This window comes from Aeromicrobium sp. Leaf291 (assembly GCF_001423365.1).
In the GTDB taxonomy this organism is placed as follows: domain Bacteria; phylum Actinomycetota; class Actinomycetes; order Propionibacteriales; family Nocardioidaceae; genus Aeromicrobium.
Genome location: NZ_LMNM01000001.1, coordinates 1,497,908 through 1,518,607, shown reverse-complemented (window position 1 = coordinate 1,518,607; position 20,700 = coordinate 1,497,908). Strand labels below are relative to the sequence as shown.

The following is a 20,700-nucleotide window of genomic DNA, read 5'->3' as shown; positions in this document are numbered from 1 at the left end:
CTAGAGAGACGGTGCGTGGCGCCGTGCCCATGAAGTCGTCGACGTTGTTGCTGGTGATCGAGCTGCACAGAGCTCCGTGGCCACCGGCCGGCCGTCGAGCTCCACCTCGTTGGCCCACGCCGTGTGGACGTCGCCGCTGAGGAACACCACGTCGCCGACGCCGGCGTCGGCCAGACCCTGCAGCAGCCGCCGACGCTCGGCGGGATAGCCGTCCCACGTGTCGGTGTTCGGCTCCGGGGAGCCCCAGGTCATGGGGTCGGTCGTGTCGCGCAGCGCCAGCTCCTCCCCGCGCGGCCGCGGCGGCATGAGCATCGGCGCCACCATCACCGGGTTCCCGACGAGCTTCCACCGGGCGGTCGAGGCCGCGAGCCCCTGCGCCAGCCAGGACTCCTGGTCCGTGCCGGTGAGCGTGCGCCGCTCGTCGGCGAGGGCGACGTCGCGCGGCTCGACCCGCTCGTCTCGGCGGCTGCGCAGGTCGAGCATCGTCAGCTCGACGAGTCTGCCGAAGCGGAAGCGGCGCTGGATCGTCGTGCCGTCGCCGACCGTCGCCGTGCCCGACAGTCGCACCGGCATCCACTCGTCGTAGGCCCTCAGCGCGGCGTCGCGTCGGCGGGTCCAGGGGCCCTCGGTCGCGGGGTCGTGCTCGTACGCACCCTCGGGGAACCAGCCGTCCGCGACCTCGTGGTCGTCCCACGTGGCGATCATCGGCAGGGCGGCGTGCAGGCGGCTCAGGTCGGGGTCGGTCTTGTACTGCGCGTGCCGGCGCCGGTAGTCCTCGAGCGTGACGGTCTCGTGCGGAGGGTCGTGGCGTCTCACGTCGGTCCAGTCCGCTCCGTGGGAGTAGCGACCGGGCTCGTACTCGTAGAGGTAGTCGCCGAGGTGCACGACGGCGTCGAGGTCGTGGTCGAGCAGGTGGCGGTAGGCGCCGAAGTGGCCGGCCTGCCAGTTGGCGCAGCACACCACGCCGAGCCGGAGCCGGTCCACGGCCGCGTCGACGGCCGGGGCGGTCCGGGTGCGACCGGTGACCGTGTCCGGTCCGTGGGTGAACCGGTACCAGTAGGTCGTGGCGGGTCGGAGCGCGCGGACGTCGAGCTTCACGGTGTGATCTCGTCCGGCGTCGGTGCTCGCCGTGCCCTCCGCCACCACGTCGGCGAAGCCGTCGTCGAGCGCCACCTGCCAGGCCACGTCGGCCGGGCCCCCGCGTCCCGAGCCGGGCGTGGCGTCGGGCGCGGGCGAGACGCGGGTCCACAGCACGAAGCCGTCGGGCAGCGGGTCCCCGGACGCCAGTCCGTGCTGGAAGTGCTGGTGCCGACTGGCCGGCGCGGCCGAGGGCCGCAGGGTGGAGGCGACGACCCCGGCGCCGACGGTGAGTCCGAGACCGCTGACCACGAGGTCACGTCGGCTCATCGGGGCTCGGCGGCGGGTGGGGGGCTGGCGGGGTGTCCCGGTCCTCACCCCTCCAGTCAGGCAGGGGCGGGGTACGGGACGGCGATGCCGCGGTGAACGGGGCGGGACGACCAGGAGACGGTCCGGCCGCGGAAGCCATCGGCCCCGTCCGGTGTTGACGACGACGTGAGGCTCTCGCTGCTCGACCGCTCCCGGACCCGCGTCGGCCGCCCCGACGGCGAGGGGCTGACGGGAAGCGTGGAACGTGCCGTCTGGGCCGAGCAGCTCGGCTACGAGCGCTTCTGGGTGGCCGAGCACCACGGCGTCCCCGGCATCGCCAGCGGGTCACCGCCCGTGCTCATGGCGGCGATCGGGGCGGCGACGTCACGCATCCGGATCGGGTCGGGCGGCATCATGCTCCCCCACCACCAGCCGTTCGTGGTGGCCGAGCAGCTGCGGATGCTCGAGGCGCTGAACCCGGGTCGCGTCGACGTCGGGCTCGGCCGGTCGTCCGGCTTCACCCCGCCCGTCCGTGCCGCCCTGCGGGAGGCCGCGGACGCCCCGGACCGCTTCGCCGACGACGTGCGCGAGCTGCGCGACCACCTTTCCGGCGCGGGCCCGGTGACGGTGCGGCCGGAGGGCGGTCCCGTCCCGATGTTCCTGCTGGCCACCGGTCGGGGCATCGCCCTGGCCGCCGAGCTGGGTCTGCCCGTGGTCGTCGGTGGACCGGTGCTGTGGTCCGACGAGCTCCCGAAGGCCCTGGCGGCCTACCGTCGCAGCTTCGTGCCCTCGTCGGAGCAGGACCGACCGTCGGTCGTGGTGTCGGCCGACGTGCACGTGGCCGACGACGTCGAGACGGCCCGCGAGCTGGCGCTGCCCGAGGCGTGGGCCATGGCGGTCTCGCGCCGGACGGGCGAGTTCCCACCGCTGGAGTCACCCGCGTCGATCCGCGCCCAGGCCTGGCCCGACCAGGTGCGCAGGCGCGTGGAGACTTCCCTGGACCACGCGATCGCCGGGGACGCGGCCACCGTGCGGCGCACCCTCGAGCAGCTGGCCGACCGCACCGGCGCCGACGAGCTGCTCGCCTCCACCTCCACGTGGGACCGCGAGGCCCTGCGCGCCGCCGACGCCGCCCTCCGCGCCCTCGTCTGATCCCCCATCGGTGGATCCGCAACATCAGCGCCCGCATCGGTGGATCGTCAACCGCAGACGTCCGCCTGCGGTTGAGGATCCACCGATGGGGGTCGGGCATGGGGGTGGAACACCCGGTCGGTCCGTCGTGTTGACCCGTGCATGACCACCATCGGACTCATCGGCAGCGGACACATCGGCAGCACGGTCGCACAGCTGGCCGTCGACGCGGGCTACGACGTCGTGCTCAGCAACCGTCGCGGCCCAGACACCTTGACCGAGCTCGTCGACCGCCTCGGGCCGCGCGCCCGCGCGGCCACACCCGTCGAGGCCGCGGAGGCCGCCGACATCGCCGTCGTCACGGTGCCGTTGAAGGCGCTGTCCGACGTCCCCGTCGAGCCGTTGCGGGGCAAGGTCGTCATCGACACCAACAACTACTACCCGCAGCGCGACGGCCAGGTGGCGCGGCTCGACGACGAGTCGACCACCACGAGCGAGCTCACGCAGGAGCACCTGCCCGAGTCCCACGTCGTGAAGGCGTTCAACAACATCTACTTCAAGCACCTCGGGACGCTGCAGCGCCCCAGCGGTGACCCGGAGCGCTCCGTCCTGGCCATCGCCGGGGACCAGGACGACGCCAAGCGCACGGTCACGGAGGTCCTCGACGCGCTCGGCTACGACGCGTACGACGTCGGCCCGCTCTCGGAGGGCTGGCGCTACCAGCGCGACACCGCCGCCTACGCCGGGCTCTACATCGACCCCGAGACCGGCGACGTCGACGCTCCGCCGCGCCAGGTCACCGCGGACCTGCTCCGCGAGAAGCTCGACGCGGCGCAGCGCTACCGCGACATGTGAGATGCGGTCGGGCCGGATCACTCGGCCCGCCGCCGTGGAACCATGGGCGCGTGGCGGAATTCGTCGGGTGGCTCTTCGCCTCGGTCATCGACAGCATCCTTTACAGCGGACCCGGAGCAAGTCGGCGAGCGTACGAGGCATACCGGGACGCATGGAAGCTGTAGTGCGGGGCGGCGTCGGAGGAGACTTTGCCCACGCTCCGAGAACAGTTCAAGCAGCACTCGTGTCCAGGCGCCTACGCCGACCCCGACGGGGTCCCCTTGATCTCCTGGGTCGAGTCATGGCGGGAAGGAGTTCCGCCGCGTCACGCACGCAGGACTGCGCGCCGCTTTCGACCTGCGAAGGCCTGACCAGCAGCCGTCGACCCGAGGAGAACTCGTCAGGACCCCGCCCAGCTGGTGGCGGGACGCTCCTCGCGCCGGTGGTTCGCCCGTGTCGCTGTCGCCAGTCGCCTTATGGTCGGGATGACAGGATTTGAACCTGCGACCCTCCGCTCCCAAAGCGGATGCGCTACCAAGCTGCGCTACATCCCGGTGCCGTCGGACCCGCACCAGCGGCGACGGCGGACGTCAGCCTACGCCAGCGGGTGAGACCCCCCACAGTCGCCGCGATTCGGAATGCGTCGCCGTGCAGATGGTTGAACAGTGAAGGAGATGGGCCGCCCGCGGCCCCACCCGGACAGCGTCCGGGACACCCGAGCTGAAGGAGAGACATGACCACCGTCTTCGACCCGATCACCGTCGGCGCCTGGGAGCTGCCGCAGCGCTTCGTCATGGCGCCGCTGACCCGCAACCGCGCCGAGGCCGGAGGCGTGCCCGGAGCCCTCGCCGCCGAGTACTACGGCCAGCGCGCCGGTGCCGGACTGATCGTCACCGAGGGGACGCAGCCGTCGGCCGTCGGCCAGGGCTACCTCGCCACCCCGGGCCTCCACTCCGCCGAGCAGGTCGAGGGCTGGCGCGGCGTCGCCGAGGCCGTGCACGCCGACGGCGGTCGCGTCGTCGCGCAGCTCATGCACGTGGGTCGCATCGCCCACCCCGACAACAAGGACGGCCTCGAGACGGTCGCGCCCAGCGCCATCGCCGCGCCGAACCAGATGGTGACCGCCGAGGGACAGAAGCCGCACGTGGAGCCCCGCGCCCTCGAGACGTCGGAGATCCCCGGCATCGTCGAGGAGTTCGTCCAGGCCTCGCGCAACGCCGTGGAGGCCGGGCTCGACGGCGTGGAGGTGCACGGCGCCAACGGCTACCTGCTCCACCAGTTCCTCGCGCCGTCCACGAACGAGCGCAGCGACGAGTACGGCGGCACCCCCGAGAACCGCGCACGCCTGACCGTCGAGGTCGTCCGGGCCGTGGCCGAGGCCATCGGCGCCGACAAGGTCGGCCTGCGCATCTCGCCCGCCCACAACATCCAGGGCGTGCTCGAGGAGGACGCCGACGACACGCGCGCCACCTACCTCGCGCTCGTCGACGGCATCGCCGACCTGGGCCTGGCCTACCTGAGCATCCTCGGCGACCCCGGGAGCGACCTCTTCCGCGAGCTGCGCAGCCGCTTCGGTGGCGTCGTGATCGCGAACACCGGGTTCACCGTGGTCACGGACCTCGACGAGGTCAAGCACATCGTCGACGGCGACCTCGCCGACCTCGTGGCCGTGGGCCGTCCGTTCCTGGCCAACCCCGACCTCGTCGAGCGCTGGCGCGACGGCGACGAGCTCAACGAGCCGAACCCGGACACCTTCTACGGCGGCGGCGCCGAGGGGTACACCGACTACCCCACGCGCGACGCGGCCTGAGCCGACGGCGCCCGCTCCGACGAGCCCCCGACCCTGCCCGGGTCGGGGGCTCGTCTCGTCCTGCCGGGTGCGCCGGTGAGTGCGACGATCGGGGCATGGCAGACGTCGTGGTGGTGGGAGCCGGCGTGTCCGGCGTCGCGTGCGCCCGTGAGCTGGAGGCCGCAGGACACACGGTGGTGCTGCGCGACACCGGCCGTCGACCCGGCGGCCGCATGGCCCTGCGCCGCTACGGCGACCGTGTGGTCGACATCGGCGCCAGCTACTTCACGGTCCGCGACGACGCCTTCGCCGCCGTCGTGGACGACTGGGAGCGCCGAGGGCTCGCGCGACCGTGGACCGACACGTTCACGGCGTGGTCCGACGGCGAGCGGGAGCCGAAGCCTGGCCCCGTCCGGTGGTCCGCGCCCCACGGGCTCCGTTCCCTCGTCCAGGACCTGGCGGAGGGTCTCGACATCCGCAGCGCGGACCCCGTGGAGCACGTGACCGTCGGGGAGCGGCCGACCGTCGACGGGCAGCAGACCGACGCCGTCGTTCTCGCCATGCCGGACCCCCAGGCCCGCAGGCTCGTGGCGCCCGGCACCGCCGCCCACGACGCCCTCGACGATCCCTACGAGCCGGCCCTCGCCCTCACCGTCGGCTGGGAACGGCGCACCTGGCCCGAGGAGGACGGCGTCTTCGTCGGTGACCACCCCGACCTGACGTGGGTCGCCGACGACGGGCTGCGCCGTGGCGACCGGGCCCCGGTCCTCGTCGCGCACAGCACCGCCGAGCGTGCCCGCCGGCACCTGGCCGACCCGGCCTCGGCCGCCGACCCGATGCTCGCCGCGCTGCGCGAGGTGGTCGACGTGCCGGGCGACGAGCCCTCGCTCGTCCACGTGCAGCGGTGGACCTTCGCCCGCCCCGCACAGGAGCGCGAGGCGCCCTTCCACCTCGACGACGACGGCATCGGCGCGTGCGGCGACTCCTGGGGCCCGTCATCGTCCGTCGAGGCGGCCTTCGTGTCGGGTCGCGCCCTCGGTCGCGCGCTCGTCGAGCGACTCGCCTGACCGAACCGACCGCCGGACGATCTCTGCGCCGCGCACGAACCTACGCTGGCCGCATGGACGCCGTGGTCGAGCTGGTGCGCGGACGACTGCCGGCGTGCGGCTCCACCACGGTGGTGGCGATCGACGGTCCGAGCGGGTCCGGCAAGTCGTCGCTCGCGGACGAGCTGGCGGGACGGACCGACGCGGTGGTGCTGCGGACCGACACCTTCGTGCCGGGATGGCGAGGGTTGTCGCAGATGCCCCCCGCTCTGGCCCGCGACCTGCTGGCCCCCCTCGCACGTGACGAGGTCGCACGGCCCCGACGGTGGAGCTGGGTGCGCGACACCTGGCTGCCCGGCCTGCCGGTCGAGCCCGCACCGCTGCTCGTGCTCGACGGCTGCGGCAGCGGCTCGCGACCGCTCCGCCCCTTCCTGAGCGCGCTCGTCTGGGTCGAGGCCGACGTCGAGACCCGCAGGACCCGCGCCCTGGCACGCGACGGTGAGGCGTACGAGCCGTGGTGGGACGTGTGGGCCGCGCAGGAGCGCGCCCTGTTCGCCGCGGAAGGGACCCGCAGCGCAGCCGATCTGGTGCTCCGGACCGATCGCCCCTGACGACTCGGGACCTTCGTCACGCATTCGAACGTGTGCTTGTTTCCCGTCTGATCCTGCCTCTAGAATGGGGGTAGACCAGCAGGAGGAAGCATGAGCGTCGCCGCACTCGACACCCACCCGGTGCCGTCGTGCGTGCAGAACCTCGAGCTTTGCCTCGACGCGATGACCACCGACGCGTGGTCGGGCCTGGATCCCGACACCGTGCGTCAGCTCCTCACCCGCCTCGCGAAGATCGAAGCCAGGATCAGCGCTCACAAGATGGCTGCGGCCCGGGTGCTCGAGAAGGCCCGCAAGGCCGCAGCCAATGGTGACGGTCCGCGACCGGGAACGGGCACCTCCACCGGAGCCACGATCTCGATCGACTTCGGGGGTGACCGCAGCGGCGCCGACGCGTTGGTGAACACCGCGCAACGGATCGAGGAGCAGACCACCCTCACCGAGAACGCGCTCGCCTCCGGAGTGATCAGCACCAAGCAGGCCGACCTCATCTCCCGAGCGTTGGCCAAGCTGCCCGACGACGTCACCGCAGAGCAGCGTGAGCGGTGCGAAGAGACTTTGCTGAAGGATGCGCAGAAGCTGACGCTCAAGGACCTGCGCCGCAGGGCCGCCCGGATCACCGAGACCTACCGCAAGACGACCGATGAGGTCGACGCCGACGAGGACGAGATCCTGCGTCGCCGCGAAGAGGAAGCCCGCAAGAAGACGTCGTTCTCCATGTGGGACAACAACGACGGCACCGTCACCGGACGCTTTACCCTCCCCGAAGCCCAGGGCGCCATGCTCAAGACCGCGCTCGACGCCCTCGCAGCCCCGCACCAGAAGGTTGGGACCGTCAACGCCGCCACCGGCGAGCACGACGAAGTGGGGTTCGGGCAGACCTACCCCCAGCGCCTCGGGCACGCCTTCGCCACCCTCGTCGAGCACCTCCCCGCCGACTCCCTGCCGTCCAACGGCGGCGTCAGCGCCGTCGTGACGGTGAACCTCGACCTCGACACCCTCGTCGGAGGTGTGAAGGCCGCCGGGCTGTCGGACGGCACCCGGATCAGTGCCGGCGAGGCGAGGCGACTGGCCTGCAGCGCCCAGATCGTCCCGATGGTCCTCAACGGCACCTCACTCCCGATCGACCTCGGCAGCGCGAACCGCTACTTCAACCNGGCGAGGCGACTGGCCTGCAGCGCCCAGATCGTCCCGATGGTCCTCAACGGCACCTCACTCCCGATCGACCTCGGCAGCGCGAACCGCTACTTCAACCGGTCATCCCGCCGGGCGATGGAGAAGAGAGACGGCGGATGCACCACACCAGGTTGCGACCGCGACTCACGGTGGACCGAAGCCCACCACCTCACCCCCTACTCCCTGNCTACTCCCTGAGCGGGACCACCGACGTCAACGACGGCGCACTCCTGTGCTCGTTCCACCACCACCGCGCCCACGAGCAGAGCTGGGTCGGGCGGATCAATCCCGATGACGGACACGTCGAGTGGAAGCTCCCCGGCAGCGACACCTGGCAACGCAACACCCGCTGGCGACCCTGAACCCTCACGCCCACGACACCCCGTCCACCCGGTCGGGGCACTCGTGCTGCCCGGCCAGCACTGACCCGTGTTGCTCGACCACGCCTCGCGGCTGGGAACAGGCTTCGGCCCCGAGAGCGGACGACGAGACTCGAACTCGCAACATTCTGCTTGGAAGGCAGAGACTCTAACCAATTGAGCTACGTCCGCTCTCGGGGCCGAAGCGACTCCAGGATGCCACATGCGCGTGGCCGGTGATGCTGCGGCCCGCGGGTCAGTCGCGACGTGCGAGCAGGAGCACTGCTCGGTCGTCGTCCTTGGTCTTCACCCGTCCGATGATGCGGCCGGCGGCACCCTCGAAGCCGGGTCGCACGGCACGCGCGGCCACGGACCGGAGCCACTCGACGCCTTCCTCCACGCCCTGCTCACGGGACTCCACCACGCCGTCGGTGAAGAACAGCAGCGCCTCCCCAGGCGCGAGGGTCCCTCGGGTCTCGTGGAAGTCGGGGTGCTGCAGGATGCCGAGCGCCGTGCCGCGGGCGTGGTCGGTCTTCCAGTCCGATGCACCAGGGTGCCAGTGCAGCGCCGGCGGGTGGCCGGCGTTGATGATCCCGTAGTCCCCGCTGCGCAGGTCGATCGTCACGTGCACCGCCGTGGCGAAGCCCTCGTCCCAGTCCTGCCGCATGAGGAAGTCGTTGGCGGCGGCGAACAGGGCCAGCGGCGGCAACGCCCCGATGAGACCACCGAGCGCCCCGGCGAGCTGGAGGGACTGGGTCCCGGCGGCCACGCCCTTGCCACAGACGTCGACGAGCACCATCTCGAGCTTCCGCTCGTCCTCGCTCAGGTTGGCGACCATGAAGTCACCGGAGAAGTGCACCCCGCCCGCGGTCAGCATCGCGGACTCCGCGTGCCACGGAGCCGGCAGCGGCGGGACCTTGCCCTGAGCCTGCAGCCGGTCGCGGAGGTCGACCAGCATGGCCTCGCCCAGGGGTCCAGGGAGTCCGCTCCGCCGACGTCGCGCCTCCCACAGCTGGATGCCGGCCACGACGGTCATCATGACGAGCGAGCTCACCCGGTTGGTCGTCATGCCCGTCTCGAGCGACTCGACGGTGACCGTGACGGCCACGAACAGCGCGATCGTGCCCACCAGCACGAGCAACGGCTTGAAGCGCAGGGTGATGCTGCCGAGCAGCAGCGGGATCACGAAGGTGAAGGCCGGGAACACCGGGTACGACACGATGGAGAGGGCGAGGATCACCGCGCTGAGGACCGCCAGCACCCCGAGGACCGCGACCTGACCCTCCTGGGTGCCGGTCTGCCAGCGCACGACCCGGTCGTCGACGTAGCGCCCCACGGTGTGCCGGGCGCGGCGAAGACGTGATCTCACCGGCCGAGCGTACCCGCGGCCTGGCACGTGGGGCACCAGAACAGGTTCCTTGCCGCGAGGACCTGGGTGCGCACCTCGTCGCCGCAGACGTAGCACTCCCGCCCGTCGCGACGGTAGACGTAGACCTCGCCGCCGTGGTCGTCGCGTCGCGGGAGCCGACCCATGACGGCCGGGCCGTGCGCCACGTGGACGGTGTCGATCCGACCCTTGCGCACGCCCTCTCGCATCAGGGCGACGAGGTCGGCCCAGAGGGCGTCCCAGATCGGCTCGGGCAGGTCCCGGCCGGGCAGGAACGGGTCGATGCGGTGCCGGAACAGTGCCTCCGCCCGGTACACGTTGCCGATGCCGGCGACGACCGACTGGTCCATGAGCAAGGTCGCGATCGGCGCCCTCGAGCGGTGGATCCGCTGCCAGGCGCGGTCGGGCTCGGCGTCCGCCCGCAACGGGTCGGGACCGAGCCGCGCGACGAGCGCCTCCACCTCTCCGGGCAGCAGCAGCTCGCACGCCGTGGGACCCCGCAGGTCCGCCGTGCGCGTGGGCCACTCCGCCGGGCCCTCGAGACGCCAGCGCACCTGGCCCTTCACCTCGGGGACCTCGCCCTCGGCGTGCTTCGAGATCCGGAACGCCCCGTAGAGGCCGAGGTGGACGTGCACCTGCTCGTCGAGGCCCTCGAACCGCACCAGCAGGTGCTTGCCCCACGCGTCGGCACCGGCGAGCACCAGCCCGTCGAGCCGGCCGGCTCCGTCGACGAAACGGCCCTGCGGACTGCTCGAGCGCACCCGGTCGCCGGCGAAGGTCTTCGTGAGGCGCCCGGCCAGGCGGTGGAGGGTGTGCCCCTCAGGCACGACGGTTCCGAGGGTCGGGGACGCCGCGGGAGAGAGCCACCAGGCGAGCGTAGCCATGCGGGTCGGACGCGCCAGTCGACCGTCCTGGAAGGTGCGGGCCGATGGCGGGGTCGGGCCGTGACTCCTGTGCCGCCTCCTGTCATGATGAGGGATACGTGTCAGACGTGCGACCCTCCTGGGACGTGACGCGGCGGGTGAGGAGTCTCCGATGGAGCTCGGCAACAGTCGGCGCGCACTGGTGCGGTTCGCCTCGCTCCTCGCGTCGTTCGACGAGTCCAGCTACGTCGCTCCGCGCCTGTGCGAGGCCGCCCGCATCGTCGTCGGCGCCGACGGGGCATCGATCTCCGCCGCACTCCTGAACACCAAGCACGAGCTCCTGTGCGCGACCGACGACGTGACCCAGCGATACGAGGAGCTCCAGGAGGTCGCCGGAGAAGGCCCCGCCTTCACGGCCAGCCGTACCGGCGAGCTGGTCACGGTCCGCCTCGGCGACGTCTCCGCCGACCACTGGCCCGCCCTCGCCGTGATGAGCAACGACCTCGAGGGCACCATCTGGTCCGTCCCGATGCGTCCCGGTCGCCTCGTCGTCGGCGTCCTGACGCTGCACCGCGCCCACGGGCCGCTCGAGGAGGAGCTCGAGACCGTGCAGGAGGTTGCCGACGCCGTCGGCACCGCACTGCTCCAGGACTCGAGCGTCCTCGCCCCGGTCACCAGCGACACGGAGGCGTGGTCGGTACGATCACAGCTGCACCAGGCGAGCGGCATGGTGATCGCCCAGCTCGGAGTCAGCCCGGAGGATGCCGTCGCCCTGATCCGGGCGCACGCGTACGCTCACGACAAGGACGTCAGCGTGGTGGCGGCCGACGTCATCGCGCGTCGAATCGACTACACGGACTTTCGCATCGGAGGCGACTGATGAGCGACATGGCACGCGCACTCTCCACGGTGTCGGCCTCACTCGTCATCCCCCACGACGTCGCAGGAACGTTGACCGCGCTGCTCGAGGAGGTCACGCAGGCCTTCGGCGCCGTGGCGTGCTCGGTGGCCGTCGCCGACCGGCACGACCGCCTCGAGGTCCTGACGTCGTCGTCCCACCGCGAGGACCTGCTCACGCTGCACGACGTCCAGGCCGCCGAGGGTCCGCTCTTCGAGGCGTGGACGCACGGCAGGCCCGTCACGATGCCCGACATCTCGAGCACGACCCATCCGTGGCCCGACCTCACGGCCGCGATGGAGACTGTGGGGGTCTGCTCCGCCCTGGCCGTGCCGCTGCGCTGGGGCGGCCAGCCGCTCGGTGCCGTGGGCCTCGTGCGCACCGTGCCGGGCGACTTCGACGCCGCCCAGGCCGTCCACCTGCAGGCGTTCGCCGACCTCGCCATGCTCGTCATCGTCCACGCGGACCCCGTCTCGGTGCGGACCGCCGTCCAGCGGATCGACGACGCACTGACCGGCCGGATCGCCGTCGAGCAGGCCAAGGGTGCGCTCGCGTACCTGCACGACTCCACGACCGCCGACGCGTACGACCTCCTGCGCAGGCGAGCCGAGGAGGCCGAGGTCACCTTGAGCGAGGCGGCCCACATCGTGCTGCGCGAGGCCGAGCAGGGCCGAGACGACGCCTAGGGCCAGAGACGTCGGCAGCGCGGCCGGCATCGCGGTGCGACCAGCCGTCGACGCATGACGGCACCCGTCGGTGGCACCTCGTCCGTCCGCCGGAGACCCATCCGCCGCAGCGCGCCCTCCGGAGACCCACCGTCGATCAACCCGACCTCGCCGCCCGACCGATCCTCGGCCGGCGGACCCGTCGGGCCCCCAGGGTCTCGGCGATCCGAGCGATCATCTCGTCCAAGGTGGTCGTGGGCGCGTACCCGACGAGGCGCCGGACCGCGGTGTTGTCCGGGACGTGCCGGTGCTGGTCCTCCCTGCCGGACCCCTGCCTGTCCGCCTGCGGGACGTGGACGATCCGGCTGTGGCTCCGCGTCACCCGCGCGACGCGGCGCGCGAGGTGGTTGACGCTGAACGCCTCGGTGCCCCCGATGTTGTAGGCCCGGCCGATCGAGCCCTTCGACTCCTGCACGGCGACCATCGCGGGCACCACGTCGCCGACGTAGGCGAAGCACCGGGTCTGCTCGCCGTCCCCGAACACGGTCATGGGCTCGCCGGCCATGGCCTCGGCGACCAGGTGCGGCACGACCATGCCGTACTGGCCCACCTGACGCGGACCGATGGTGTCGAACAGCCGGACGATGCGGACCGGCAGACCGCGCTCGGTCCAGTAGGCGTGGCCGTAGGCCTCGTTGATGCCCCTGGCCGCGGCATAGGTCCACCGCGAGCGAAGCGGCGTGCCCAGGACCCGGTCGCTGTCCTCGGACAGGGTGTCGATCGCGTTCTTGCCGAACACCTCCGCCGTGGACACCAGCAGGACCTCGGCACTGGAGTCCAACGCGGAGTCGAGGACGTTCTCGGTGCCGTGGATGTTGATCCGCATGCCCGCGAGAGGCGAGCCGAGGGCCGCGTGCGCCCCGACGGCAGCTGCGAGGTGGAAGATGCGATCCGCACCCCTGACCGCGGACCGCACCTCCGACTTCTCCATGACCGAGCCCGATCTCAGGTGGAACCGTGGGTGGTCGAGCACCGTCGCGAGGTTCCTGATGTCGCCCGTCGAGAGGTCGTCCAGGACCACCACCTCGTCGCCCCGCTCGAGGAGCAGCTCGACCAGGTGACTTCCGACGAACCCCGCGCCGCCGGTGACGACGGACCGGTTCGTCCCGCTGGTCACGCGGTGTCCCCGGCCGTCGTCGACGTCGATCCACGCACGGTGTCGACGCCGGGCGCGATGCGATCGAACTCGTCGTCGAGGGCCACGCCGACGGCACGGTAGGTGTCGTCCAGGAGCTTGGTCAGCTCGGCGGTACCCAGCGTGCGCACCACGTGGACCTCCTGCTCGCACCGACCGACGAGCTGGGCGGCACGCTGCGCTGAGGCCGACGTCCATCCGGCGACCACGCGGGGGCCTGCTTCCTTCGCCGTCGCGCCGCGTCCCCCGATCCGGCGTCGGGCGCTGAAGGCGACGTGCACGGACGATCCCGGCTCGAGCCCGCGGTCGCGCAGCGGCTTCACCAGGAGGTCCTCCGTGCACCCCACGTACGCCGTGGAGGTGAGGAGGATGAGCTGGCCGGGGACCGCCTGGTCCACCACCACGGCGCACAGGGCTCGCAGGAGCTCGACGTCGGGGGCGTCGTCGTCGTCGGGTGTCGGCCCGCACACCACCACGGCTCGCGCGTCGCCGGCGCGGGCTAGGTCGGGCGAGACCGTGAACGTGTCCAGACCGAGGGTCGTGGCGAGACGCAGGAGGTCCTGGCCGGCAGGTCCGACGTCGTCCGGCGCCCGGCTCGGCGCCGGGACGTCCAGCGCGAGGACCCGCGATCCTGCCCTGTGGTGGGCGAGCGCCGTCAGCAGTCCGACCCGGCCGAGCCCGACGACGGCGACGTCGAAGGGGAACAGGTGCTTCAGCACGCTGCGCCGGGACGCCCGGGACGTGACGACCGAGGTCGGGGGACGGCGGCGTGCCGTGGCCAGCTGGGTCTGGGGGGAGTCGGCGAGCGTCATGGGGTGCTCCTTCTCGTCGGCGCCCCGTGCGCCGTCCTGGACGCCACTCTGGCCCCGACGCCCCCAGGCTGAGAAGCCGAATCGCTCAGGCGTGCGGGGCGCAGCCGGACACCCGCACGTGGCCCGCCGCGGCCCGCATCCAGGTGTGCGGGACACCGCCGACGGCGGAGCGGAGCGCGACCGACGGCTCGGGTCTAGCCGCCCTCGCGCAGCATCTCCGCGACGAGCTCCGAGCGCGACGCCACCCCGATCCTCCGGTAGATCGCCGTGAGCCTCAGCTCCACCGTGCGGACCGACATGAACATCGCCGCGGCGATGTCGCGGGTGCGCAGGCCGTCCTTCACGTGAGTGGCGACGACCCACTCCTCGTCGCTGAGCTGGTCCCTGACGGGAGTGGCTTCGATGCCGTGCTCGGACGCTCCGCGGACCGCCCACCCCGTGGCCCCCGCGATGTCGAACGCGGCGACGGCCAGGGTCCGGGCCCGGGCACCCTCGTGCGCGTGGCCGAGCGCGGTGAGCCGGGTGGCCATCACCGCGAGCGTGCGGCCCTGCTCGTACGGGGACTCGCCCGGCTCGAACAGGCCGGCCGCGGCGGTGAAGAGCGGCAGGGACGCCTCACCCTCGGCGGTGAGCGCCCGCATGCGCGCGATCGCGAGGGCCGCCCACCGACTCGGATGGGCCGCCTGCCGGGCCTCGAGGGAGGAGAGGAGCCGGGTCGCCTCCCGGTGCCGACCCGTCGCGACGCACGCCTCCGCGTAGTCGGCCCACTGACGCAGGAGGGTGGGGTTGCGGAACCGGGCGGCGTAGCCGGTGACCTGGCGCAGCAGAGTGACCGAGGTGTCCGCGTCACCCCGGAGGAGGGCGATCGTCCCCCTCAGGGCGAGCGCCCGGGCCATGGTGGCGGGTGCACCCTCCAGCGAGGCCAGCTCACTGGACCGCTGCAGGACCTCGTCGGCGTCGTCGGTGCGTCCGACCGAGTACTGGATCCAGGCGCGCACGTACAGCTGCCCGGAGGACCGCAGCCCTGCCCACGGGGAGTCGGGGTCCCACGCGGTCGCGCACTCGCGGGCCCGTCGGAACTGACCGGCCGCCACCTCGTTCCCGACGGCGCCGAGCCGGGCCAGGTCGGTCCACACCGGGTCCAGGGCGGTCGGGTAGTGCAGCACGATGTTGAAGAGGTCGCGCGCCTCCCCGTGTCGCTCGGCCAGGGAGTGCGCCCGCGCCTGCATCAGCAGGGGCGCCGGCTCGCTGCCGTCCAGCGACCCGAGGCCGGTCACGGTGGCCCCCTCGGTCGACTCCACGCCGTCGATGGCGTCGAGGGCCGCGATGGTGATCCCGAGCTGGTCGACGGTCTTGTCCGAGAGCCGTCCCTCCGTGGCGGCGGTGGACGGGAGCAGCGCCCGCGCCTCCGCCGTCTCCCAGCGCTCGGCGCGGAACCATGCGGCTGCGAGCTGGAGGCCGGCCGCCGTGTCGGGGGCGGTCCCGGCGTGCAGCTCGGCCAGGGCCCGCACCTGGTCGTCGACGAGCTGCTGCGACGTGACCATCTCGTGCACCAGCTCGAAGAAGGCCAGGCGCAGCGCCTGGGTGGCCGTGATGTCGACGACCTGCGGGTGGTGGCTGTAGCGCGCGGCCAGCACCACCTCGCCGTGGCGCAGGAGCTGGGAGCAGAGACCGATGATGGTGTCGAGGTGCCGGTCGACGTGCTCCACCCGCTGCAGCGCCCGCTCGGCCAGCTCGACCGCGGCCGCGACGTCGCCCGACGCGACGAGCCCGACCGCGCTGCGCAGGAGCGCCTCCACCCCGACGGGCTCGCCGTCGAAGCTCCCGTGCCACGCCTCGAGGTGCTCGCTGCGTCCCCGGGCCGCAGCGGCGAGACGCGCGTGCCCCTCACGGCGCGATGCCGATGACTGGGACCAGTAGATCCGGGAGCGCAGGCGGGCGTCCCGGAACGCGACGTGTTGGCCCCTACGGCTCAGGACACCCTCGTCCACCAGCTCGTCGACCGCGCCGGGCAGTCCGGAGTCGACGAGCCCGAGGACCAGGGGGTGCGCGAGGGACGAGAGGGCCACGACGTCGAGGGCGGTCCGCTGCCTCGCGTCCAGGCCGTCGAGGATCGGAGCGGTCAGCACGGCGGACCACGAGCCACCGCGCGGCGGGAGCTGGAGCCAGGCGTCACCTCGCGCCTGGTCCGGGTCGAGACGTTCCAGGTGCTCGCGCAGCAGGCTCGGGTTGCCGCGGCAGTAGGTCGAGAGCACGCGCACGGTCGACTCCGACGGTTCGTGTCCCGGGTCGCGGACCTCGTCGGCGAGGACGTCGGGCGGCAGCGGGCGCAGCTCTCGGCGGGGGATCCCACCCAGCGGCGCGCTCGCCGACATCGTCCGAGCCGTCACCACGAGCCGGAGCCCCGTGTGCAACAGGCGACCGGCCACGAGGCCTAGCACGGCCTGGCTGTGCGCGTCCATCCGGTCGACGTCGTCGACCAGCAGCAGCGTCGCGGGCAGTCGCATCGCCTGGATCACGTCGAGCACGTGGTGGGCCGCGTCGAGCTCCTGGCCGGGTCCCTCCGCCATCGACGCGGCCCGACGCTCGAGGTCGGGCGCCAGGTGCATCGAAAGCGCCACCAGCACCGACTCCAGGCCGGACATGGCGTACGCGGCCTCGTGCGGGTTGGTGCGCACCATGGTGGAGGGGACGGGCGTGCCGTCGACCGCCTCGCTCAGCAACCGGGTCTTGCCGATCCCCGGCTCTCCCACGACCAGCAGTGCACCCTCACGAGGTCCTTCGGCGAGGTCGATGATCGACCTCAGCGTGTGGTGGTGCGGGGTGGCGGTCACACGGCCTCCTGGTCCCCGACGCGAGGCACCGAGAGGTGTCTACATCGTCATGGTCGCCCAGGCGGGCCTGCAGCACCAGGGCCGGAGGTCCACGCCCGACCCGCCGACCTCAGTCGAAGCGACCGGTGGACTCGTACGTGGCGAGCAGGTCGATCCGGCGCTGGTGACGCTCGGCTCCGCTGAACGGCGTGGTCAGGAAGGTCTCGACGATCTCGACGGCCTGCTCGAACGTGTGCATGCGCCCGCCGATGGCCATCACCTGGGCGTCGTTGTGCTCTCGGGCGAGCGCGGCCGTCTCCGTGCTCCAGGCGAGCGCCGCTCGAGCGCCGCGCACCTTGTTGGCGGCGATCTGCTCACCGTTGCCCGACCCGCCGATCACGATCGCCAGCGACCCCGGCTCGTCGACCGCGCCCTGGGCCGCCGCGACGCAGAACGGCGGGTAGTCGTCGTCGGCGTCGTACTCGTGCGCGCCGTGGTCGACGGGCTCGTACCCGTGGTCGGTGAGCCACGCCGCGAGGGCGTCCTTGAGCTCGAGGCCGGCATGGTCGGTTCCGAGGTGCACGCGCATGGGCTCAGTGTCCCAGAGCGGGCGGTTGCCGGTTCAGCGGCCTTCGCGCACCACGCGCCGCACGAAGCCCGCGAAGGCCTCGGCCGACTCCTCGCCCCGGAACTCCCCCAGCACGTAGCGCTTGCGAGCCGACCGGGCCTCGGCCAGCGGGTCGTCCACGAGCAGGTCGTCGAGGACCTCGTCGAGGTTCTCGAGATCACCACGCAGCACGTACGCGGTCTGGGCGATCGGGTACTCGTCGCGGAACTCCTCGACGCTCGACCGCATCGCGGTCATGCTGTAGGGCTTCTCGGACTGCAGCCAGTCGGACACGACGCTGGACACGTCGGAGATGAGGGCGTCGGAGGCATTGGTGCAGTCGGCCACGCTCCACTCGACGTCGGCGCGCCGTCCCCACACGTGCGCGGGACCGCCGGCGGCCCGGTCGGCCTCGAGCAGCCCGTGGATCTCGTGCACCACCGCCCGTCGGATGCGCCAGCGGTAGCTGAGCGGGTGCGGTCGGAAGACCACGCGCACCCCGCGTCGCAGGAGGGCGGCGACGATCTTCGGTCCCTGCTCGAGAGAGGAGAAGTTGACCGCGGGGTCGAGGCCGTGCCACGTCGGCGCGTAGAGCACGGTCGGCTGCTCGAGGGACCCGATGGCACCGCGTGCGGGCTCGATGTCCCACGCCTGGGGGCGGCCGAGCACCTCGAACTTGTCGGCGTCCACGTGGATGCCGTGGTTGGCGTATCGGTCGATGCCCGCCTGGCCGCACACGACGAGGACGTCGTAGTCCGCGTGCCGGGGGTTGTAGTTGGCCGGCTTGTCGGAGTCACCGTGGTTGAGCCACACGTGCGTGATGTCCCGGCGCGCCATGAACCGGGCGTTGGTCTGGGCGTTCTGCACGTAGAAGAAGGCGCGGAGGCTGGGGACCAGCGCGTCGTCGAGGTCCTTCATCCCCCGTGAACCCAGCTGCACGAAGGGCGATCGCAGCGGGGTGTCGCCCTCGGTCAGGATCCGCTCGACGTACTTGGCGTGCAGGTTGATGATGACGTTCGGCTCACCGGAGCGCAGCAGGTAGGGCTCCCACATGCGCAGCTGCCACGGACCGCCCGACCTGCCGGCGTAGGCCATCGCCGTGGTCGGGGCGTGACGGACCAGGGCGCGACGCAGACGTCTGCGGTGCCGCCAGTGCCGCAGCGTCCCCTCCGACGCGCCGACCGCGAGCGCGACGGCCACCACGACCCCGGGCACCGCCACGAGGGGCGTCGGGCGGGTGAGGGCGAGCACCACCAGGACGGCGAAGGCCGCACCCAGCAGCGCGGTGCGCAGCAGCGGCACCAGGCGGTGCGGGGCCGGAGGTCCGTCCGCGACGCCTCGAAGGCCGTAGGCGTGGGTGGGGACGACCACCAGGGGCTCGCGGCTGATCTGCCGGTCGAGAAAGCGGCGCCAGGCTGGGCGCTCGGTCTGCCCCGGCTCGGCCTGCTCCACCACGCGCGACAGTATGCCAGCCGCGATCACGCCTCCCGTGCCGTGGACCGCGCCGTGTCGAGCCATCCGCCGACCGCGACCACGAGGGCTCGAGACGCGTCGAAGACGGCCGGCTGCCGCCAGAAGGAGTGGATCATCCCGAGGGCTCGGTGCGCGGTGACCTGCACACCGGCGTCGGCGAGCGCTGCCGCATACGCCTCGCCCTGGTCACGGAGCACGTCGTGCTCGCACGTGACGACGACGGCAGGCGGGTGCTCGGCCAGGTCGGCTGCGCGGAGCACGCTCACCTCGGGCTCGTCGGCCCGGTCCCCCGGCGCGTACGCCTCCCACATCCACGTCATGTCGGCGATGCCGAGGGCGGCGTTCTCGAGCGACGGGTCGAGGTCGGCCCGGCGGTCGGTGACGGGGTACAGCAGGACCTGGTGGTCGAGGAGTGCCGGGTCGCGCACGCACAGGCCCGCGACGAGGTTGGCGCCGGCGGAGTCGCCGATCGCGGGGACCCAGTCGGTGTCGACCCGGTGGCCGCGGCCGTTCGCGCGGAGCCACCGGGCGGCCCGCTCCACGTCGTCGAGGCCCGCCGGGAACGGGTGCTCCGGAGCCAGTCGGTAGTCGACCGACAGCAGGGCCCAGCCGGTGACGTGCGCGAGGTACCGGCAGAAGACGTCGTGCGTCTCGACGTCGTGCATGACCCAGCCGCCCCCGTGGACGTAGAGGGCCACGGGTGCGCCGAGCCTCGGACGGTAGAGCCGGCACGGCACGCCGTCGGCGTCCACGTCGGCCACGTGGTCGAGGCCGATGCGGTCCTGCTCCAGGGCGACCGCCCGCGACTGGGCGCGGATGTCCCTGACGGCCTCGAGGTCCAGCGGCGGCCCGCCGTCGTCGGATCCAAGGGCCTCCAGGTAGGCCCGGGCCTGGGGGTGCAGCGTCATGGGGTCAGCCTAGGACTCGGGGGCCCGCGTCGGGCTCCGCGAGCGACACCGGGAAGCGTCGCCCACGGAGTCCACCTGCGCTCAGTCGAAGATCGGGTCGCGGTCGCGGGTGCGCTTCAGCTCGTAGAAGCCGTCGTACCCGGCGAGCAGCCGCGCGCCGTCGAACACCCTGCCGGCGTCCTCGCCCTTGGGCGCGGGCGACAGCACGGGGCCGAAGAAGGCGGTGCCGGCGACGGAGATCACGGGGGTGCCGACCTCCTGGCCGACCCGGTCGATGCCGTCCGCGTGCGAGGCGCGGACGGCGTCGTCGAGCGACGTGTCCTCCGCGGCGTCGGCGAGCTCGGCGGGCAGGCCGACCTCGGCCAGGACCTCCTCGTAGAGCTCACGCGTGAAGTCGCGTCCGCCGGGGTGACGGGCCGTGCCGATGGCGGTGTAGAAGGCTCGCAGCTTCTCCTGCCCGTGCTGCTGCTCGATCGCGATGGCCAGCCGGACCGGACCCCACCCGGCCTGGATCATCTCCTTGTACTCGTCGGGGACGTCCTTGTCCTCGTTGAGCACCGACAGGCTCATCACGTGGAACACGGTGTGCACGTCGCGCACCTGCTCCACCTCGAGCATCCAGCGCGAGGTCATCCACGCCCACGGGCAGAGCGGGTCGAACCAGAAGTCGACGGTCTCGGTGGTGGCGGTGGCGTCGGTCGAAGTCATGCCCCGATCCTTCCACGCGAGCCCCAGCGCGCTCGGCGACCC

At 72.5% G+C, this 20,700-nt stretch carries 16 protein-coding genes, 2 tRNA genes and 2 pseudogenes; 8 read left to right on the top strand and 12 right to left on the bottom strand.

From position 1 onward, the window contains the following. Nucleotides 1-1,407 carry an alkaline phosphatase gene (locus ASF35_RS07560; protein WP_200931730.1) on the bottom strand — a complete coding sequence of 469 codons (1,407 nt, stop codon included), beginning with the start codon at nt 1,405-1,407 and terminating at the stop codon, nt 1-3. Between the two features lie 165 nt (nt 1,408-1,572). Between ASF35_RS07560 and ASF35_RS07555 the strand changes: the two genes are divergently transcribed. Both ASF35_RS07555 and ASF35_RS07550 read left to right on the top strand, forming a co-directional pair. Next, nucleotides 1,573-2,538, top strand: coding sequence for an MsnO8 family LLM class oxidoreductase (locus tag ASF35_RS07555; protein WP_055965005.1), 966 nt, complete (start codon nt 1,573-1,575; stop codon nt 2,536-2,538). 111 nt (nt 2,539-2,649) lie between these two features. Then, nucleotides 2,650-3,372, top strand: a pseudogene (locus ASF35_RS07550) (NADPH-dependent F420 reductase); the annotation flags it as partial. A gap of 456 nt (nt 3,373-3,828) precedes the next feature. Here ASF35_RS07550 and ASF35_RS07545 read toward each other — a convergent pair. Continuing rightward, nucleotides 3,829-3,905 (bottom strand) — tRNA-Pro (locus ASF35_RS07545). A gap of 179 nt (nt 3,906-4,084) precedes the next feature. Here ASF35_RS07545 and ASF35_RS07540 point away from each other — a divergent pair. The 4 genes and pseudogenes from ASF35_RS07540 to ASF35_RS18625 form a co-directional block, all read left to right on the top strand. Next, nucleotides 4,085-5,161: an alkene reductase gene (locus ASF35_RS07540; protein ID WP_055965000.1), complete on the top strand. Its 1,077-nt coding sequence runs from the start codon at nt 4,085-4,087 to the stop codon at nt 5,159-5,161. Between the two features lie 95 nt (nt 5,162-5,256). Then, the gene (locus tag ASF35_RS07535; protein WP_055964997.1) at nt 5,257-6,207 is read left to right on the top strand and encodes an NAD(P)/FAD-dependent oxidoreductase; all 951 of its coding nucleotides are present in this window, start codon (nt 5,257-5,259) and stop codon (nt 6,205-6,207) included. A 53-nt stretch (nt 6,208-6,260) separates the two neighbouring features. Then, complete coding sequence (locus ASF35_RS07530; protein ID WP_055964994.1) at nt 6,261-6,797, top strand: AAA family ATPase; 537 nt, start codon at nt 6,261-6,263, stop codon at nt 6,795-6,797. 90 nt (nt 6,798-6,887) lie between these two features. Further along, a pseudogene (locus ASF35_RS18625) lies at nt 6,888-7,950 on the top strand (DUF222 domain-containing protein); the annotation flags it as partial. A 497-nt stretch (nt 7,951-8,447) separates the two neighbouring features. On the opposite strand, the gene ASF35_RS07520 reads toward ASF35_RS18625, so the two are convergent. The 3 genes from ASF35_RS07520 to ASF35_RS07510 form a co-directional block, all read right to left on the bottom strand. After that, a tRNA-Gly gene (locus ASF35_RS07520) sits at nt 8,448-8,521 on the bottom strand. 64 nt (nt 8,522-8,585) lie between these two features. Further along, a complete protein-coding gene (locus ASF35_RS07515; protein WP_156367981.1) occupies nt 8,586-9,698 on the bottom strand; it encodes a PP2C family protein-serine/threonine phosphatase in 1,113 nt (370 codons plus the stop codon). Next, nucleotides 9,695-10,543: an Fpg/Nei family DNA glycosylase gene (locus tag ASF35_RS07510; RefSeq protein ID WP_055966344.1), complete on the bottom strand. Its 849-nt coding sequence runs from the start codon at nt 10,541-10,543 to the stop codon at nt 9,695-9,697. Before ASF35_RS07510 ends, ASF35_RS07515 begins: the two co-directional genes overlap by 4 nt. 208 nt (nt 10,544-10,751) lie before the next feature. Here ASF35_RS07510 and ASF35_RS07505 point away from each other — a divergent pair, with 208 nt between their 5' ends. Both ASF35_RS07505 and ASF35_RS07500 read left to right on the top strand, forming a co-directional pair. Beyond that, the gene (locus ASF35_RS07505; protein ID WP_055964986.1) at nt 10,752-11,459 is read left to right on the top strand and encodes a GAF and ANTAR domain-containing protein; all 708 of its coding nucleotides are present in this window, start codon (nt 10,752-10,754) and stop codon (nt 11,457-11,459) included. Then, nucleotides 11,459-12,163 carry a GAF and ANTAR domain-containing protein gene (locus ASF35_RS07500; RefSeq protein ID WP_055964983.1) on the top strand — a complete coding sequence of 235 codons (705 nt, stop codon included), beginning with the start codon at nt 11,459-11,461 and terminating at the stop codon, nt 12,161-12,163. The genes ASF35_RS07505 and ASF35_RS07500 overlap by 1 nt, the downstream gene beginning before the upstream one ends. Before the next feature lie 136 nt (nt 12,164-12,299). Here the strand turns inward: ASF35_RS07500 and ASF35_RS07495 are convergent, their stop codons facing one another. From ASF35_RS07495 to ASF35_RS07465, 7 genes are all read right to left on the bottom strand, one after another. Then, complete coding sequence (locus ASF35_RS07495) at nt 12,300-13,319, bottom strand: NAD(P)-dependent oxidoreductase (RefSeq protein ID WP_055964980.1); 1,020 nt, start codon at nt 13,317-13,319, stop codon at nt 12,300-12,302. Beyond that, complete coding sequence (locus ASF35_RS07490; RefSeq protein ID WP_055964976.1) at nt 13,316-14,149, bottom strand: hypothetical protein; 834 nt, start codon at nt 14,147-14,149, stop codon at nt 13,316-13,318. The genes ASF35_RS07495 and ASF35_RS07490 overlap by 4 nt, the downstream gene beginning before the upstream one ends. Before the next feature lie 194 nt (nt 14,150-14,343). Then, nucleotides 14,344-16,983 carry an AAA family ATPase gene (locus ASF35_RS07485; RefSeq protein WP_055964973.1) on the bottom strand — a complete coding sequence of 880 codons (2,640 nt, stop codon included), beginning with the start codon at nt 16,981-16,983 and terminating at the stop codon, nt 14,344-14,346. Nucleotides 16,984-17,092: 109 nt separating this feature from the next. Beyond that, entirely contained in the window at nt 17,093-17,551 is a 459-nt protein-coding gene (locus ASF35_RS07480; RefSeq protein ID WP_055964970.1) for a ribose-5-phosphate isomerase, read from the bottom strand. Between the two features lie 33 nt (nt 17,552-17,584). Further along, nucleotides 17,585-19,024, bottom strand: coding sequence for a CDP-glycerol glycerophosphotransferase family protein (locus ASF35_RS07475; RefSeq protein WP_156367980.1), 1,440 nt, complete (start codon nt 19,022-19,024; stop codon nt 17,585-17,587). Nucleotides 19,025-19,047: 23 nt separating this feature from the next. Next, the gene (locus ASF35_RS07470; RefSeq protein WP_055964964.1) at nt 19,048-19,950 is read right to left on the bottom strand and encodes an alpha/beta hydrolase; all 903 of its coding nucleotides are present in this window, start codon (nt 19,948-19,950) and stop codon (nt 19,048-19,050) included. Between the two features lie 81 nt (nt 19,951-20,031). Continuing rightward, nucleotides 20,032-20,658 carry a DsbA family protein gene (locus tag ASF35_RS07465; RefSeq protein WP_055964961.1) on the bottom strand — a complete coding sequence of 209 codons (627 nt, stop codon included), beginning with the start codon at nt 20,656-20,658 and terminating at the stop codon, nt 20,032-20,034. Nucleotides 20,659-20,700 lie beyond the last annotated feature (42 nt).

Coding starts and splice junctions, on each gene's coding strand:
- ASF35_RS07560 (WP_200931730.1), bottom strand. CDS start 1,407: ATGAGCCGACGTGACCTCGTGGTCAGCGGTCTCGGACTCACCGTCGGC.
- ASF35_RS07540 (WP_055965000.1), top strand. CDS start 4,085: ATGACCACCGTCTTCGACCCGATCACCGTCGGCGCCTGGGAGCTGCCG.
- ASF35_RS07535 (WP_055964997.1), top strand. CDS start 5,257: ATGGCAGACGTCGTGGTGGTGGGAGCCGGCGTGTCCGGCGTCGCGTGC.
- ASF35_RS07530 (WP_055964994.1), top strand. CDS start 6,261: ATGGACGCCGTGGTCGAGCTGGTGCGCGGACGACTGCCGGCGTGCGGC.
- ASF35_RS07505 (WP_055964986.1), top strand. CDS start 10,752: ATGGAGCTCGGCAACAGTCGGCGCGCACTGGTGCGGTTCGCCTCGCTC.
- ASF35_RS07500 (WP_055964983.1), top strand. CDS start 11,459: ATGAGCGACATGGCACGCGCACTCTCCACGGTGTCGGCCTCACTCGTC.
- ASF35_RS07490 (WP_055964976.1), bottom strand. CDS start 14,149: ATGACGCTCGCCGACTCCCCCCAGACCCAGCTGGCCACGGCACGCCGC.
- ASF35_RS07480 (WP_055964970.1), bottom strand. CDS start 17,551: ATGCGCGTGCACCTCGGAACCGACCATGCCGGCCTCGAGCTCAAGGAC.
- ASF35_RS07470 (WP_055964964.1), bottom strand. CDS start 19,950: ATGACGCTGCACCCCCAGGCCCGGGCCTACCTGGAGGCCCTTGGATCC.
- ASF35_RS07465 (WP_055964961.1), bottom strand. CDS start 20,658: ATGACTTCGACCGACGCCACCGCCACCACCGAGACCGTCGACTTCTGG.